Annotated in this window: 14 protein-coding genes and 1 pseudogene; 13 read left to right on the top strand and 2 right to left on the bottom strand. The window is 39.2% G+C overall.

Annotated features, from left to right (window positions below):
* Positions 1-7: 7 nt before the first annotated feature.
* Positions 8-205, bottom strand: coding sequence for an NblA/ycf18 family protein (locus tag RS893_RS21710; RefSeq protein ID WP_315787786.1), 198 nt, complete (start codon positions 203-205; stop codon positions 8-10).
* A 522-nt stretch (positions 206-727) separates the two neighbouring features.
* Positions 728-2,170 carry an alpha/beta hydrolase gene (locus RS893_RS21705; protein WP_315787785.1) on the bottom strand — a complete coding sequence of 481 codons (1,443 nt, stop codon included), beginning with the start codon at positions 2,168-2,170 and terminating at the stop codon, positions 728-730.
* A gap of 691 nt (positions 2,171-2,861) precedes the next feature.
* On the opposite strand from RS893_RS21705, the gene RS893_RS21700 reads away from it, so the two are divergent.
* The 13 genes and pseudogenes from RS893_RS21700 to RS893_RS30545 all read left to right on the top strand — a co-directional run.
* Positions 2,862-3,533 (top strand): hypothetical protein, encoded by a 672-nt coding sequence (locus RS893_RS21700; RefSeq protein WP_315792063.1) that lies wholly within the window; start codon positions 2,862-2,864, stop codon positions 3,531-3,533.
* A 189-nt stretch (positions 3,534-3,722) separates the two neighbouring features.
* On the top strand, positions 3,723-3,938 hold the full coding sequence (locus RS893_RS21695; protein WP_009456324.1) for a chlorophyll a/b-binding protein: 216 nt from the start codon (positions 3,723-3,725) through the stop codon (positions 3,936-3,938).
* A 135-nt stretch (positions 3,939-4,073) separates the two neighbouring features.
* Entirely contained in the window at positions 4,074-4,517 is a 444-nt protein-coding gene (locus tag RS893_RS21690) for a YidH family protein (RefSeq protein WP_315787784.1), read from the top strand.
* Between the two features lie 387 nt (positions 4,518-4,904).
* Positions 4,905-5,738: a DUF2382 domain-containing protein gene (locus tag RS893_RS21685; RefSeq protein WP_315787783.1), complete on the top strand. Its 834-nt coding sequence runs from the start codon at positions 4,905-4,907 to the stop codon at positions 5,736-5,738.
* A gap of 561 nt (positions 5,739-6,299) precedes the next feature.
* Positions 6,300-7,217, top strand: a complete 918-nt coding sequence (locus RS893_RS21680) for a decaprenyl-phosphate phosphoribosyltransferase (RefSeq protein ID WP_315787782.1) — start codon at positions 6,300-6,302, stop codon at positions 7,215-7,217.
* A 228-nt stretch (positions 7,218-7,445) separates the two neighbouring features.
* Positions 7,446-8,084, top strand: a complete 639-nt coding sequence (locus RS893_RS21675; RefSeq protein WP_315787781.1) for a class I SAM-dependent methyltransferase — start codon at positions 7,446-7,448, stop codon at positions 8,082-8,084.
* 13 nt (positions 8,085-8,097) lie between these two features.
* On the top strand, positions 8,098-8,718 hold the full coding sequence (locus RS893_RS21670) for a YqeG family HAD IIIA-type phosphatase (protein WP_315787780.1): 621 nt from the start codon (positions 8,098-8,100) through the stop codon (positions 8,716-8,718).
* Between the two features lie 94 nt (positions 8,719-8,812).
* The gene (locus RS893_RS21665; RefSeq protein ID WP_315787779.1) at positions 8,813-9,151 is read left to right on the top strand and encodes an SMR family transporter; all 339 of its coding nucleotides are present in this window, start codon (positions 8,813-8,815) and stop codon (positions 9,149-9,151) included.
* Between the two features lie 31 nt (positions 9,152-9,182).
* A complete protein-coding gene (locus tag RS893_RS21660; protein WP_315787778.1) occupies positions 9,183-10,721 on the top strand; it encodes a glycosyltransferase family 39 protein in 1,539 nt (512 codons plus the stop codon).
* Positions 10,722-10,903: 182 nt separating this feature from the next.
* A complete protein-coding gene (locus tag RS893_RS21655; protein ID WP_315787777.1) occupies positions 10,904-14,836 on the top strand; it encodes a DUF2157 domain-containing protein in 3,933 nt (1,310 codons plus the stop codon).
* A 205-nt stretch (positions 14,837-15,041) separates the two neighbouring features.
* Complete coding sequence (locus tag RS893_RS21650) at positions 15,042-15,170, top strand: hypothetical protein (protein WP_315787776.1); 129 nt, start codon at positions 15,042-15,044, stop codon at positions 15,168-15,170.
* A 155-nt stretch (positions 15,171-15,325) separates the two neighbouring features.
* Positions 15,326-15,724: a tetratricopeptide repeat protein gene (locus RS893_RS21645; protein ID WP_315787775.1), complete on the top strand. Its 399-nt coding sequence runs from the start codon at positions 15,326-15,328 to the stop codon at positions 15,722-15,724.
* Positions 15,725-15,808: 84 nt separating this feature from the next.
* Positions 15,809-16,105 (top strand): annotated as a pseudogene (locus RS893_RS30545) (glycosyltransferase); the annotation flags it as partial.
* Positions 16,106-16,361: the final 256 nt, after the last annotated feature.

The raw sequence follows: 16,361 nt of genomic DNA, 5'->3' as shown, positions 1-16,361 counted from the left end.
ATCCATTCTACGCAGACATCGGATCTGAACCAATTCCCCAGTCATGCTCTAACAAAGACTTGTACATATTTTCTTTGTGCATCATATGCTCGTGCAGGTCAATCAGAAACTCAATAGCCTGTTCGCGGGACATCTGCCGCACATAATCTGCAAAGACTCTTGAGCTGAATTGTTGCTCTATGGATAATTCAGTTGATTGATTCATAAACATATTTACCCTATTTTGTATTTCTAAGCCTTGATTAACCAGATGAGTAAATCGACAAAAATTTAAGTTAATTGGTGAGAGTGGAGAATATAGCGCTTCTCCTTTGGATGAAGTACAGCTTTATCAGTGTTCATCTGTGTTCGTTTTTTATCTTGTACTGCATCCAATTGCAAATTGCTATATGTTGTGATTTTGCATTGTTAATACTTCTTTAATATTTCTCAACATTGCTTAGATATTTCGATATTATTCGCCCCCGACCATACAATGCCCTCTCTATAGGTTTAAACTCATTCATTCTCAAGGATGATTTTCTTACTACAAGTCTGTATACCAGAACACGAAGTATGTACTTTGTACTCAAACTACACCCCACACCCTTTTTCAAGCTAGAACCCCAGGGGCGATCGCTTACAGTGAGGGAATGAAAACTCGACCACCGTACAAGGCTATGCACACAGATTAATCATGGTTTTGCTGCTAAGTTAATCCCTAATCCCCAATCCCCGATCCCTATTTTCAAGCTAAAGGAAAAGCAGCTGCCAATATCCAACCAAAGAACATTGCACTGCCAATTGCATAACTCCAAGGTTCATTGAGTAAGCTAGCAGCAAAGGAGAAAATAAGCATCAAGATCGGAAATAAAGGCAATAAAAGGTAAATAAAACCAAGTTGAGGCAATAGGTAAAGTACTAAGATAAATCCCCCCACTAAAACCGTACTTTGTCCGAGCCACCATAAAATTCGTTTTCCCAGTTTCAGACTTTGTTGTGCTACTCCCGATGCTAAAAACCAAGGAAAACAAATCAGTGCCAGTAGGGGAAATAACCCTAAACGTACTGGAATTAGCCACCACTGTAACCATACCACCTGTGCCATTACTCCTAAGGCAATCCATAACACCACAAATAGCACTACACCGACAAAGACGGCTCGTAGTGTTGGAATTGTTAGCCGTGAGATAATAATCAGCCAAGTTAAACCTGCTATACCAAACCAAATAGCGATCGCACCACCCACCAACATGCCGCCTAAGCTATCAAGGTCAGCAATACGATTAAGCAACAACAATACACCACTGGCGACAAACGGCGCTATTAGTAAACCAACAAAGCTTTTTAACTGCCTTGGTTTACTTATACTGGCAGGCACAACTAAACTGGAAGCAATAGCTGCAAGTACAGCCAACCATCCTAGTAAATGTAAGCCATACCAAATCATGCGGCGATCAACATAGTTGCTTGGACGCTGTACTCCGAAGGTGGCATCAAGCCAATTTTTTGCAGCTTGATGGCTCTGATTGCGAAACAAAATTGTAATGTGTTCGGCATTGGGTATAATTACAAGCGATCGCCCAATTCCATTAGCCAAATTTAAATTCTCTCCGCCCCCAGCTTGCAGTAATCGTCGTGCATTCGCAACAAATCCAACCTCCCAACTACCTGCTTGCAATTGCAGATTGCGAGGTGCGTTTGCTGTTACAGATACGCCTGTAGGTGAAACAGCCACACTCGCAGCATAGCGATCAACATCGGCAATTGCAGCCGACATCACTGCACCACTCCCCATTGAGTGACCTAAAGTAGCTAAACGTGATCCATCTACTTCTGGTTGTGTCACCAGTGCAGCATAAGCAGTATCTAAATTTTTTTGAAGTGAATTTCTCTCTAAAGGTTGGCTATTAGCTGCATGGCTATCAAAATCCCATAACATGACTGCATAACCTGCATGTGCCAAAACATGGGCGTATCCCAACATCAACTGCTTAGAACCTGCATATCCGTGGGCGATTAAAACTCCAGGTGCTTTGAAGGCGTTCTTTGGCGCTACGTACAGTAACGGTACTCCTTCACGCGACAGTTGACGTATCACAAGTCCGGTTCGTGCCGTTACCACACCCCACCAAGAAATGCTAATCAGCAGTAGTGCTAAAATCAGCACCAGTAAACGCTTGCTGCTCATGTAATTTTAAAAATTACTTTCAGCAAATTTTATCTTTCTTGAGATGGTTTACGGTTAATGGCGTTTGCTATAGAATCATGTTTTAGAAATAGACCAACTATCTTGGAAACATAATTTTTGTAGAGACGCAAAGCTTTGCGCCCCTACCCATAGTCTATATCTAGATAGGTGAAAGGCACTTTTGCCATAGCTTAAGCTTTGTTAGATTTAGGCAGTGTCCAGCAAATAGCTGAAGACAACACTGTGCTAGCAACAAAAGCAATCAGAACAACTTGAATGGCGTCACTTAAATTAAAAGTCATTGTCGTTACCTCGAATTCTCTATTTCTATAAGTCTCTTCAAGTTCTTACGGCAATTCTCCAGGTAGAAAATTGTGATTTAGAACAGACATAGGTGTGATTTTCGTCTTGTGGAGTCATGAGTGTTGGCATTGCCCAGAGGATAATTATGTATAAAGCTTTGATCATCTTCCCCAAAATTTGAGTATTACTGGGGTTTTTTCTTTCTCTTTTAGTAGTACAATTGTTCTAGTTAGTAAATTTATTTTCAAACTTTCACCAGCTTTGGTGTCACGGTGCAATACGCATAGTGGCAACTTGATGGAATTGCACCCAGAAGTGCGATCGCCTTTGTTGACTAAAGGCGATGGATTTGTTGCGCGTACTGGGAAGTTTTTACGAGGTCAATATTATGATGACACGAGTGCAGAGCATAATTGCAGAGCAAGTTGACGAAAAAGTAATTGCCATATCAAAGTTTGAGCAATACGCTGAGGAAAAAGCCAATGATTCTGACAGTGTTAGTGTCGAGAATTTTCAAGTGCTTTCGCTTGCTGATGTTACCAAGACAATTTTGCATCATGCCTGTTGGCTAGCCGACCAAAAACAGAAACTTTCACCTAAGGAGTACAGAAAGCTACTTGTTGATCGGGGTTGGCAAGGTGAGGAAAAAAAGTATCTCAAGATTGCTGCGGTATTTGGTAAGTTTGCACCCCAGGATTTAGCACACGTTGAGCCATTGACCATATACAAGCTAGCAAATAACCATAATAAGTACAAGCCAGTCATAGATGCTTTATTGGACATAACTGCAATCACCCAAGAGGCTGTACGTTCATTAGTCAAACAGCGCCGCACTCCTAGACAACCAAAACCGGAAAAACCGAGTATTTGGCGACGGACAAAGAATGGTGGACGCTACTGCCAAATTCCACCAATTCATTCTGAGTATGAGCATACAGGTGTAACTTTGCAAAAGATGATGGATTCTGAAGGGTTAACTGCCCAACAGATTGTGGCAGAAGCCATAGCTTTGCGACAAGCATATAAGGAAGGAAGATTAGTGTTGGTGAATGGGGAATAGGGAATCGGAACGAGGAAGGGGAATAGAGAAATCCCCATACTCTTGTTCCTTCTACCATCTGCACTCTTTAATTATTTGACGATCGCCAAAAACCCACGCGATCGCCCATCTTATTTTCTTTACATTTTTTAACTTTATTGTTACCATTCTTTACATAAATGCAATAATCCCATTCATTAGGAATTATCCATGCGTACAAACGGTGCTATTGTTGACGACCAAGGTAAAATGAACAACTTTGCGATCGAGCCAAGAGTTTATGTAGATGAACAAGGCGATCGCACTGGGTTCACTCCCTATGCTGAGTTGCTTAACGGTCGTTTGGCAATGATTGGCTTTGTGTCTCTGATTGCATTAGAAGTGTTTACAGGACACGGTGTATTTGGTCTGTTTGCCAACCTGTAAGTAACTAGGTTGCCTACATCACTGACGCTTTTTTAATTTATGTAGAGATGTAAAGTTTTTTTAGATCTCTACATTTTTTATTTTTGCAAGAGATGAGCAAGCACAATACTTAAAGGGGTAGGTGTTCTGTAATGTATGAATAAAATACCCAAAGTTGACCGACAAAGAGAGCATCAGGCAAACGAGCGTACATTTCTGGCTTGGCTGAGAACATCGATCGCATTCATTGGTTTTGGTTTTGCCATTGCTAGGTTTGGTCTATTTTTGCGTCAGCTTAATTATACGGTGACACAACAACAGCCACCATCACACGCTTTTTTTAATTCCGAAAATTTAGGGATTGCTTTAGTAATTTTTGGGATTATGACTATTGCCTTTGCAGCATGGCGATATAACCAAGCTTACTGGCAAATTGAGAAAGGCGACTATCGACCGATGCGTTATATGGTTTGGGTGATAGCAGGAATAGTTATGCTGTTTGGATTTTTCAGTCTTCCTTTACTGATGATGCGACAAAAAGTACCTCCTTTACAAAGGAAATTAACTCAGACTCAGCCACTGTCTCGAAATTGGCGTTAGAGGATGTCCTACAAATCGTCTCTGCACACGGTGGACATATTAGTGTCAAAAGTGTAGTCGAGAAGGGATCAACTTTTCCAATAATTCTGCCGATTAAGACAAATTTGGAGACTGTTAAAAGAAACACATTATGCCAAAATATACGGTTCTCCGATTGTGTCTGAAGAATATGCTATTGGTGTGTATCGCAATCATCAAAACAAAACGCAAAAATTTCCATAACTATATTCCGACAGTCAGCATAATCAATGTAGATAGAGGCGTTCTCAGTGAAAACTTCTTCAGCTTGATAAATTTATCATAGTTAATCATCCCCTAGTTAGAAGATAGCTGAATAAATATTTTTAACATAGTAGTTAACAGAGAATTATTTGGAGAAAATACAAAATGGCACTTGTAAAACTAGAAGATTTTTACCCCGGCTATCGTGAAGATGATTCTGACATTGATGACATCAAAAGTTTTGATGTTTATGCTCAAACAAATGAAAAAGTTGGTTCGGTTCATGATATTTTAGTTGATGAACAAACAGGTAAATTCCGCTATTTTATAGTAGATACAGGCTTTTGGGTTTTTGGTAAAAAAGTTTTACTACCGGTCGGTCTTGCTGATATTCGTTACACTGACAAACGAATTTATGCCAAAGGTCTGACTAAAGAGCAAGTAGAAAACCTGCCTAACTTTGATAACTTGGAAAGAGTTGATTACGATTATGAAGAGCAAGTACGTGGAGTGTATCGTGGCTCAGTTGCTACTTCTGGTATGACTCAGCCTGCTGCTTATGACCGCAGCACTTACAACTATGAGCAAGAACCGTCACTTTATGACGTTAACACCCAGGATAGTCAAACCTTAAAATTATACGAAGAACGGTTAATTGCTAACAAACAACGTCGCAAGACAGGGGAAGTTACTGTTGGTAAACACGTAGAAACGGATACAGCCCGTGTAGCAGTACCTGTTGAAAAAGAGCGAGTTGTAATTGAGCGCACAAATCCTACTAATGCTACACCAACCGATGCAGACCAGGCTTTTCGTGAAGGTGAAGCAGCTCGCGTGGAAATTTACGAAGAAACACCTGATATTCGCAAAGAAGCTGTTGTACGCGAAGAAGTTCGAGTTAAGAAAGTTGTAGAACAGGACACAGTTCAAGCTCAAGAAAATGTTCGACGCGAAGAGCTTGACATAGATAGCGAGGGTCGTCCGATTGTTGATAAGTAATGTCATGTTCGCTTGAACACTTCTATTAACCGCGTGTATTGGTAATTGGTTTTTCCGATTACCAATTACTAATAACCCTCTCACCCCAGACACGCTTGAGCAGTTTCCCCTCAACTTTTGGTGAGATATATATTTTCGTAAGTCCTGTGGTTGCGACGGTAACATCAGGACTTACATTTTGCGAGATATTACTAGTATCTGTGTAACAGTTATTGACCATAGTGAAGACAGAAAGTCGAACTGTGTTGCTTGAAGTGTGATTAATTCCAAGAGCAGCCCAATAGAATCTAAGTAATTACTGTATTAATGTAGTAACTATCATAACTATTATCTTATTCTGTCAAGAACAATTAATGAATGGTATATAAAAAGTATTTAAAGATTAGGTAAAAATTTCAACCATATTTCTGACATCTGATTGACATCTGATATAAATACTAATGTTTAGACAAGTCTAAATAATATTGTCTAAATAATATTATTGTTTAATTATATACAAAGGCAATGAAACCCCTGACCTCTCCTGTGGAAAGCAATGGTATTGCAGGGATAAGACATAAAATGCCTTACATAACTGCTCTGCGACCTCGACAGTGGACAAAAAACCTTGTCGTGTTTGCTGCACCTTTGTTTGCTTTTAGCATCAATGTCCATACAATCTTGGGTAGTTTATTAGCATTTATCCTATTTTGTTGTGCTTCTAGTGGATTTTATTTAATCAACGACATCGCAGATGTAGAATCCGACCGTCAACATCCTGTTAAATGTAAACGTCCGATCGCTGCTGGATTGGTGAGCATCCGTTTAGCACTAGTTATGGCATTAGTACTGCTGGGTGGTGCTTTAAGTATTGGTTGGTGGCAATCCTGGGCTTTGGGTGCAACTATAACTGTTTATGCTGCCTTGCAAGTAGCGTATAATTTGCGACTCAAACGCATGGTGATTTTGGATATTGGTGCGATCGCCACTGGATTTGTGCTACGTGCTTATGCTGGTGCTGCTGCCACCGGCATTATCTTATCACCTTGGTTTCAGTTATGTAACGCTATGCTGGCTCTGTTTTTGGCAATAGAAAAACGTAAGGCAGAATTGCGATTAGCTCAAATCAAAGGTGCCAAACCTCGTTCTGTCCTTAAGCGCTACTCTCTACCACTACTCAGTCGTATGGAAAATGTTGTGACGACAGGAACGGTTGTCACCTATGCTTTGTGGAGTTCTGGCCCGGTCGTACGCGGCGCTTCGACTTCCTGGATGCTGTTGACCTTACCTTTTGTCTTGTATGGTATTTTTCGCTATCAGTTGCTTAGCGATCCCCAAGAAATAGCCAATTATATAGAAGGTGATATTGAGCAAGGTGGACGTAGTGAACGACCTGAAGAAGTTTTGCTAAAAGATAAGGCAATTCTAGTGACTGTGGCAGGTTGGATTGTTACCTGTTTTTTTATTATTTGGCTGAAAAATAAAGGCTGGATCGAATAAATTTTGCCGCTAAATCAATAACAATAATTTTGTTTTTAAGGTCGAACACAGATGAACACAGATGAACATTGAGAATCATCTGTGTTCCCTACGAGAAGCCGCCCTTAGGGCGTCTATGTTAACTAATATCAAACTCTGGACAATTGCTAAAAAACCTTATACTGCTTCTTCAATTCACAGTCTTATGTAAATCATCAAATTTTGGCGAATTTTCAACTCAATAATTTTATGAACTCTTTTAGTCTTTATCGTGCATTAAAATTGCCTTGTCAGAAAATGTCTGGTCTTGCAGCACTCAAAACACGCTATCGCCCATTTATTTGTCCCCTTGATCTTGTTCTTGCAGAGATTCCTATAGACGCACATCTTTATGATATTGGTTGTGGAACTGGAACTTTACTTTATCTTGCCTTAAAATTTCGGTCGGTAAAAGTTGCTCATGGTTACGATGTTTCCCTAGAAGCAGTGAAGGCTTCTAAAGCTTTTGCTGTCGATTCTCAAAATTTTCAAGTTATGTACATGAGACCAGAAGATACTCCCCCGGATCTTTCTAGCTATGATACTGTCACTATGATAGATGTTTTGCACCACATTCCTCAAGCACAACAAGATGATTTTCTGCGGAAAATTATTGCCCGTATGAATTCCGGGGCAAAATTAATTATTAAAGATATAGAAGCATCAAAAATTTTAGGAGCTTTGATGAATCAGCTGCACGATTTGTTACTAGCAAGAGAATGGGTTCATCAACGCCGCAGTCAAGACATTGTTAATATTTTACGCTCAACAGGAGCAAGTGTGAGTCGACCTGTTCTACGTTGGACTCTTTGGTATCCACATTTTCAAATAGTAGCAGTAGTTCCTTAGAGTGTGAGAAAGAATGATTAAATTGAAGCTTAAGGATTTATGGAAAAAATGGTTAAAAACTCTTTTAAATTGGTTACGCTTATTTTTTCAAGAAACCAATCGGCCCACTTTGGATGGTAAACCGTATCGCTTACCACGTAGAGCCTATACATTAGCAAGTATTGAGATTGAAAGGCTCCAAAAATGTGACATTAAAGGAATTATCCTCGATTTAGATAACACTATAATATCTGAAGATGACCGCTACCTATCTCCAAATGCCGAAGCTTGGATTACACAAGCAAAGTTAGCAGGATTACAATTTTTTATTCTTTCAAATGGTAAACGTCACTATCGAGTAAAATATTGGTGTCACCGTTTAAATATTCCAGCTATTAATCCAGCTAAAAAGCCATTTCCTAAGTCTTTTCGTAAGGCAATTACTCATATGCAATTAAAACCTCAACAAGTAGTTGTTATAGGTGATGGTTTGCATACAGATATTTTTGGAGCATGGCTATCAGGCTGTTACAGCATTCAAGTAGCGACACTTCCTCATCCACTTCGTTGGTGGGAAAAAATAGGCGGAAAATGGGTACAAACTACCTATCCGACTCATATGGAACTTTGGGATTTTAATGCTAATAATTATTGAAATATGATTCAGAATAATAATTTATTCTAAATAGCAAAAGAATGCAATGATATTTATACACCAAGACTAAAAACACAGGGAGTAAATTGCAATCGTGCTGAGTCAGATTTTTTTTATTCTATTAATTTTACTTACAGTCGCTTTAAATACTGTAGCTCAAACTTTTTTGAAACTAGGAGCAGGTCAAAATCCCTTGAATATCTATTTATTTGGAGGTACTTGTCTGTACTTTTTTAGTATGATTGTTTACATTACTGTTTTAGGAAAGTTTAATTTATCTATTGCCTATCCTATAGTCATCGGATTAACTGTTGTGGCTACCACAATTGTTGGTTCTATGATTCTCCAAGAAAAAGTGTCGCCTGCTCAGTGGATTGGGGTTGGATTGCTTATCAGTGGAATTTGGGCGATCGCTGTAGGAAAAACTCTGTAAATTGACAAGTAATATTGGAAGATATGAAAATATGAACAATTTAGTTTCCGATTGGCGTAAGTTTTACTCAAGTAACTTACTCTATTTCAGCATCTTTGTTTTTTTCTGGGCTTTATTTGCTTTAACTAATAGTGGTGTTGATTCATCAGAAGGATTATTTCATTACAAAGTTGCAGTGCAAATTATTAAGCATGGTCAGCTAGGCTTTGATACTCCACAAGACGGTATTTTTCAAATAGCACCTAATGGTAGAACCTATGCAGGACATGAAATTGGTAATACACTTTTTCTACTGCCAACTGCATTGATTAATGTTATTTTAGAAAATATTTTATCTCGATTTATTAGTCAAGAAACTATAGAAAAATTTCAACAGTTTATCTTATCATTTCAAGCAGGAATTTATGTATCGCTCACTGCTACTATTTTCTTGGCTATCTTAAGAATCGGATTTTCCAAAGCAGTAATATCGAGCTTATTAGCAACTCTTTGTTTAGCTTTGACTACCTATTTGTGGACTTATTCTAGAAATTTATTTGATGGTGTACTATCTACTACATTATTGACTTCTGCGTTTTTTCTGATTTTAAGATACCGTCAGACAAATAATTTGAAATTCTTAGTCGGTTGTTTTATTTGTTTAGGATTTGCATTTATTACTAGAATCACGATGATTCTAGCGATTGGAGTATCATTTGCTTATTTATTAAGTCTTAATCGTTCGTCTATTGCAACACGTTTGCGGGAAATCTCATTAGCAACTTTTACACTGATACCTTTTTTCATTTGGCAATCTTGGTATAACTATCTTAGAACAGGAATATTTTATAAATCTCCTGTACAAACAGATGTTTATGCTGGAAATAATGCCTTAGATGGTAATATTTTTGTAGGAATCAGTGGTTTACTTTTCAGCCCAGGCAAAAGTATATTTATTTATGCTCCTTTACTGATTTTATCGGTAATTTTATTCAAAAAGTTTTATCAAGAGTATAAAAAAGAAGCAATATACATTGCGACAATTACTATACTCTGGTTATTACTTCATGCCAAGTTAAGAAATTGGTATGGTGCTGCTGGATGGGGTCCGCGTCACTTACTTACGATTGTGCCGATCGCATTTTTACCTTTTGCTGTCAATATAGAGTTTGTTTTGCAAAAAACCGCCTTGAGGATTGCCACAATTTTTCTAGCAAGTTTTGGATTTATTCTTGCTTTATCCTCGATAATTTCTAATTGGCATTTTCGCATGGTTTATGCCTTGGAGCGTGGTATTGCCACTCTAGAAGTTAACAATGATTTTATTTGGAATTTTTGGCAGAGTCAGCCAATAGATATGATTAGTGGTGCATACGGCAACATTATGCGGATACTGACTCATGCACCAATTATCACTATCAAAGATACATACTCAGAGGCAAATGAGTATGCAAGCAGCACAATCAATCTGTGGTCTAATTCTCTTTTATATGCAGGTGTTCCCTGGTATTTAGTAGTGGTTTTGGTAACTCCTTTGTTGATTTTGATGTTTGTGTCAGCACGAACTATTCTTCGTTCACAGTACGAATAATCTCAATGCGTGCATTGGTGTTCGATGATTAAAATAATTTTTCCTACTCCTTAATTATCATCAGATGTAAATGAAAGTAAATAAAAATTAACGACAGTCAGCAACATAAGTGGCACAGCTAGAGCGAAAATACAGTTGGAGAAACTGATGATTTAAGTATCTTAGCTGCATTGCTACTACTTATGTCATCCCCACTTGATCGCCCACTCAAAATTGAAATTAGGCTGCCATCCTACCATCCGCAGTTACTGCAAGGACTTGATACGTGGTTACGTTTGGGCTTGATATCTGATGCCCAAGTTCGGCAACTGTGTCGAGAATACCTTGTTTGCAAAGTAGTATTGGAATCTCAGATTCAATCTGAACCAGAAAAAGCAGCTATCACATCTACATCTGTACAATCTGTAACTGCTAACAGAGTTCAGCCACCACCAGAACCAGCAAAACCGAATTTTGCCACAGAAATATTGCAGTCACTGCTATCAGAATTAAGTGTGCGTTGGCTGCTGTTTTTGGGTGTATTTCTGGTAGTGCTATCTTCTGGGGTGCTTGCAGCTAGCCAGTGGGAGAGATTTCCTGCGTCCGGACAGTATGGGGTTTTGTTTGCTTATACCCTGAGTTTTGGGGGAATGAGTTTGTGGACAGCCAAGCAAAGTAATTTAAGACTAACAGCACAGACATTATTAATTGTCACGCTTTTGTTAGTACCGATAAATTTTTGGGCAATGGATCGCTTTGGGTTGTGGCAGAATCCTGTGAACTGGATTGTAGTAGCGATCGCTTCTATTTGTCTGAGTGCGATTACAGTTTTGATCGGCAAAAGTCGCCTATTTGCTGTCGGTTTAGCAAATCAAAAATTATTTCTAGTAAATATTCTCGGCTTAAGTTATCTGCACTGGGGCTGGAATCTACCCATATTTCCCTTGATTGCCCTTTATCTTGCAGTTGCAGGAACGACTCTGATTACGGTTTATCAAACTCGTTTGCGATCACGACAAACAGATAGACAAAGTGAGAACGGTATTAGTTTATCTGCTTTAGTTGTGGTTTATGCCTTACTGGTATTGTTAGTCAGGGGAATTTTTATTCACCACCTAGATGTGACACAGTTGGGGTTAGCTGTTGGTATTTGCGGTTGGCTGCTAACTTGGTTGGCACAACAACAAGATGAGGAGGTGGGGAGAACCGGAGGTGGGGAGAATTTGATTCTAAGTTCTCCCCATCACCCTATTACCCGATCACCCGATCACCCTATCTCTATATTTCCTTGGCAACTAATCGGTGGTATCTTATTATTCCTCGGTTGGTTAGTCTCAGTACTATCTCATCCTGGACAAGCAATAGCTGTAAGTGGCTTAAGTTTGTGGTTTTTCGCCCGTCGTTTGCAACTATATAACTACAAACGTGACTTTGTTGCTATTTTTACAATCGGCTTACAGGCAATTTGGCTAGGCTGGCGATTAGTACCTGACGCTTTACAACAAACAGCGATCGCTACTGCAACCCAACTCACCAATTCTCAAGGTGAAGCCTGGGCTTTATTAAGTGTCGCTTTATTTCCCTACGTAATTTTAATGGTGGTGGTGACAGACAAGTTACACCACCTCGGTAGAAGAGAAATAGCTAAGTTTGGCGAACAGTTAACATTGGGTTTTGCCTCTGCGTTAACTGTAATTGCTTTAGTTAACCCAGCATTGCGATCACTAAATCTACTCCTTTCCACAATCACTTTAGCAGTTGTCACCCAACGCCGCCCCACTCCTCACACCTCCCCTACCCTGATATATCTCACTCACATCACAGGAGTACTAACACTTTGTTCCATAATTGATTGGCTGTTCCCAAATCTAAGTAATGAAATTTGGGCAACAATTTTGTTAGTCATCATGGTAGCCGAGTGGCTATTTAGCCTTGGTGAAGGTTGGTGGCGACGTAGTGCTTGGTTCATCGGTTTGGGGCTAGCTGTGATTAGCTTTTACCTATTTTGGGTAAATGCTGAATTCGCCTGGAGAAACTACGCTGTCAATAATGCCAGTTGGGGGATCGCTTGGCTAATTACTCCCATAACTCTCACAGGTGTTGCTAGTCGCAGTTCCGGAGAACAACGCAATCTCAAGGTTATTTTGAGTGTCATCGGGTTGGGACTTACTCAGTTGCTAACTTTACCGCTACCCAGAGTGAGATTAATCGCCTTGGCAGTCGCTGCGGCTTTAATGTTTGTAAATACTAGTTTTTTAAAATACAAAGTCTATGCGGTAATTACAGTCGGGTTTGTTCTAAGTGCGATCGCTGCTTTGTTGTGGGAAGATGTACCAGGTTTGCCAAACTTGTCAGTACAGGGGTGGTTTGTAGTTGGCGCAATAACTATTCTAGGATTATGGCTAACTCGCACAGCACTGCAACATAGAGGTAACGAACTAGCAAGTATATATGCAGTTGCCACAGATAGATGGGCGATCGCATTAACTGGTGTAGAGTTATTGAGTTTGACACTGCACTCTGTCTGGGTTTACCAGGGTGTTACAACTCCTGGATTGTTGTATGTAGCTGCTAATGTGATTATTCTCGCAGCCATAATTTATCGTAGTTGGCAGCAACCAACAAATTTGGCTTTTTATGGCATCGGTTGGTGTTTAGAATTATTAATTGCCGAGTTGCTGGCTTTTGGCGATCGCTCTATGATTCAAATTGCGATCACTAATATCGCCTTGGGTTTATTTTCTCAACTATTTGGCGAATGGTGGCAACGGCGACACCGCTTAGAAAGATTGCCTAGTAGCTTTCACATTCTCCCGTTAATCTATGCAGGGTTCAGTTTACTGCTGCGCTTGGACACCTTCACAGAGTGGACAGGTTTGGCTTCTTTGGGTGTAGCTGTAATTGTGATTGGAGTCGGGCGACGTCGGGAAGAATTTAAACCTCTAGTTTACTTAGGAATTCTGGGCATATCAATTTCTGCCTATGAACTGTTGTTCTATCAAATGTTGCAAGCTTCAGGGGGTGCATGGGGCGATGGTTTAATTGCCATGTCAGCTTTAGGCACAACTATTATGTATGCCTATCGTATATTGTCGCCTTGGCTAGTCAATTATTTACGGCTGACACCAGAAGAATTAAAAGTAATTGCCCATTTGCATTGGGCTTGGAGTAGCTTTTTATTGATAGTCGCTATAACTGCACCCATTCAAGTTAACCGCCTCTTGGGTTTAGGAACAGGAGTATTTTTGATTCGTTACGCTATCTTTCAGGGAAGATTCCCACAGCAAAGGGAAGAATCCCACACCTCACTCGTTACACCTGACGAAATCTGGGTTTACCTGGGGTTGTTAGAAGTAGCTGCCGTGAGGATATTTTGGCGAGAAACAGCTGTGGGACAATGGTTTGCTGGGCCGTTAGTACCTTGGAATGCTGCGATCGCCTGTGTCGTTGCCTATTTCCTCTACATCTTACCTTGGGAAAACTGGGGTTGGTCAAAAAGACCTTGGCAACGAGCCGCCTACATCATACCACTAATACTTTTATGGGAAACCAGGCTGCAAATTCATCCAATTGCTTTGCTGCTAACAGCCGGATTTTATGCTTTCCTTGGTATATTTAGCCATCAATTCCGTGTCACCTACATCAGTGTGGCGTTGATTGATTGGGCTATTTTCCGCTGGTTTGCTGTCTTGGGTTTGAATGATAGTTTATGGTATGTGACAGTAATCGGCTTATCTCTACTATATGTTGCCCAATTTGATCCTCAACTAAGACAACCAGACATGAAAACCAGTCGTCACTATTGGCGACTGCTAAGTAGTGGCTTAATTTGCGGATGGGCGATTTTATTTCATCAAGATACAGCCTTAATACCAGGAATTTTCAGTCTCATCGCCATCTTTGCTGGCTTGGGTTTGCGAGTGCGGGCTTTTCTCTATGTTGGCACAGCTACCTTTTTGATTACTGCTTTTTATCAATTGGTGCTTTTTAGCTTACGCTACTCATTTTTTAAATGGATTATTAGCTTAGTAGTGGGTATCATCTTCATTTCTATCGCCGCCAACTTTGAAACCCATCGCACCCAGTTAAATTCTTTACTTCGCAGTACAAGCGATAAATTTCAAGATTGGCAGTAGGTGAATATAGCGATTTGCAGTTAGGTGCAGTATGGGGAAAAAACGAACACAGATGCACACAGATGCACACCGATAAAACTGTACTTTATGCAAACGACAAGCGCTCTAAATTTATAACTGCTGCATCAAATAAAACATCAAGTTAAAGCAAACCAAGGTATATCAAGAAGCCAAGTTAGAAGGTAAGTTAGAAGCAGTTCCTTTTATGTTGAGCTTAGGTGCAACTGTAGAACAAATAGCGGAGGCACTAAAGTTAGATATAGAGTTAGTGAGACAGGTAGCAGATACAAAAGCAATACAGGAAAAAAGTAGCGAGTCGGACACTGCTAAATAATTCATCTTTGTTTATTCGTCTCTACACTCACAATAGGCTTTTGAACTTAAGGTAAAAAATTTTTAGCCCAAATGTTAGTTTTTAAGAGACACTGGGTATTCTCTTAACAGGAGGCTTGCTGGTACTTAAGTATTTACCGCAGTGACTGTTGAAATATGGTTAGTTCTGGAGAAGAATACCTAGTCGCCCACCGTAAAAAAATAGAGCGGCGACAAAGGATTTTGACTTGGGTGTCAATTGTATCTTTTGTTGGTTCTGGGATGTTTGCTATAGTTCCTACACTGCAACAGGCTATTCAAAACCCTAAACCAGTTACTTCTTCTGCTGATACCTCGTTACAACAACAGGTACAGGGTTTTGAGGTGGTATTGCAGCGAGAACCAGAAAATCAAACTGCTTTAGAAGGACTAGTGAAAATACGGTTGCAGTTAGGTGATATGAAGGGCGCGATCGCACCCTTGGAAAAGTTAGTGAAATTGAATCCTGAAAGAGAAGATTACAAAGTCATTTTAGAACAATTGAAAAAACAAGTGGGTAATAAGAGCGATCGCTAACAAATTTCCATAAAACTTGAACAGCTTGTAAATATTTTTACAAATGATTAAATTAATTTTTAAATTAAGGAGTTTGAATACTATATGCCAAGTCTTTCTGTGTGCATGATGGTACAAAATTCAGAAAAAACATTAGCTATTGCTTTAGAATCTCTGAATTATATTTATGATGAGTTGATAATTATTGATGGTGGCAGTACTGATTCCACTTGTAAAATTGCATTAAATTATGGAGCTAAAATAATACATTCAAAATGGTCAGGTAATCATTCTCAACAGCGGAATTTATATTTAAATTGGGTTAAGACTGATTGGATATTTGTCCTTGATTCAGATGAGTTTGTTAACACAGAAACTAGAGAATTCTTACAACTTATCAAAAACTCCAGATATAATTTAGACAGTGATAACTTTTGGATTCCTAGAAAATGGATTAGTAATTTTAGTAAACATTACTATATTAGTAGCTCACCACATTATCCTAATTTTCAGCGGCGTTTATTTAAATATAATCAAGATATTTATTATACTGGACAAATTCATGAAAGTGTTCATAATCTTAATCATCCAGGTATATACTTAAGTGAATTAAGTATATATCATTTAGATTTATTTATTAATAATGAAGAACAGCGAC

It is taken from the genome of Fischerella sp. JS2 (genome assembly GCF_032393985.1).
Classification (GTDB): Bacteria; Cyanobacteriota; Cyanobacteriia; order Cyanobacteriales; family Nostocaceae; genus Fischerella.
Note: the sequence above shows the minus strand (reverse complement) of the source record. Positions and strands in the feature narration are given on the sequence as shown.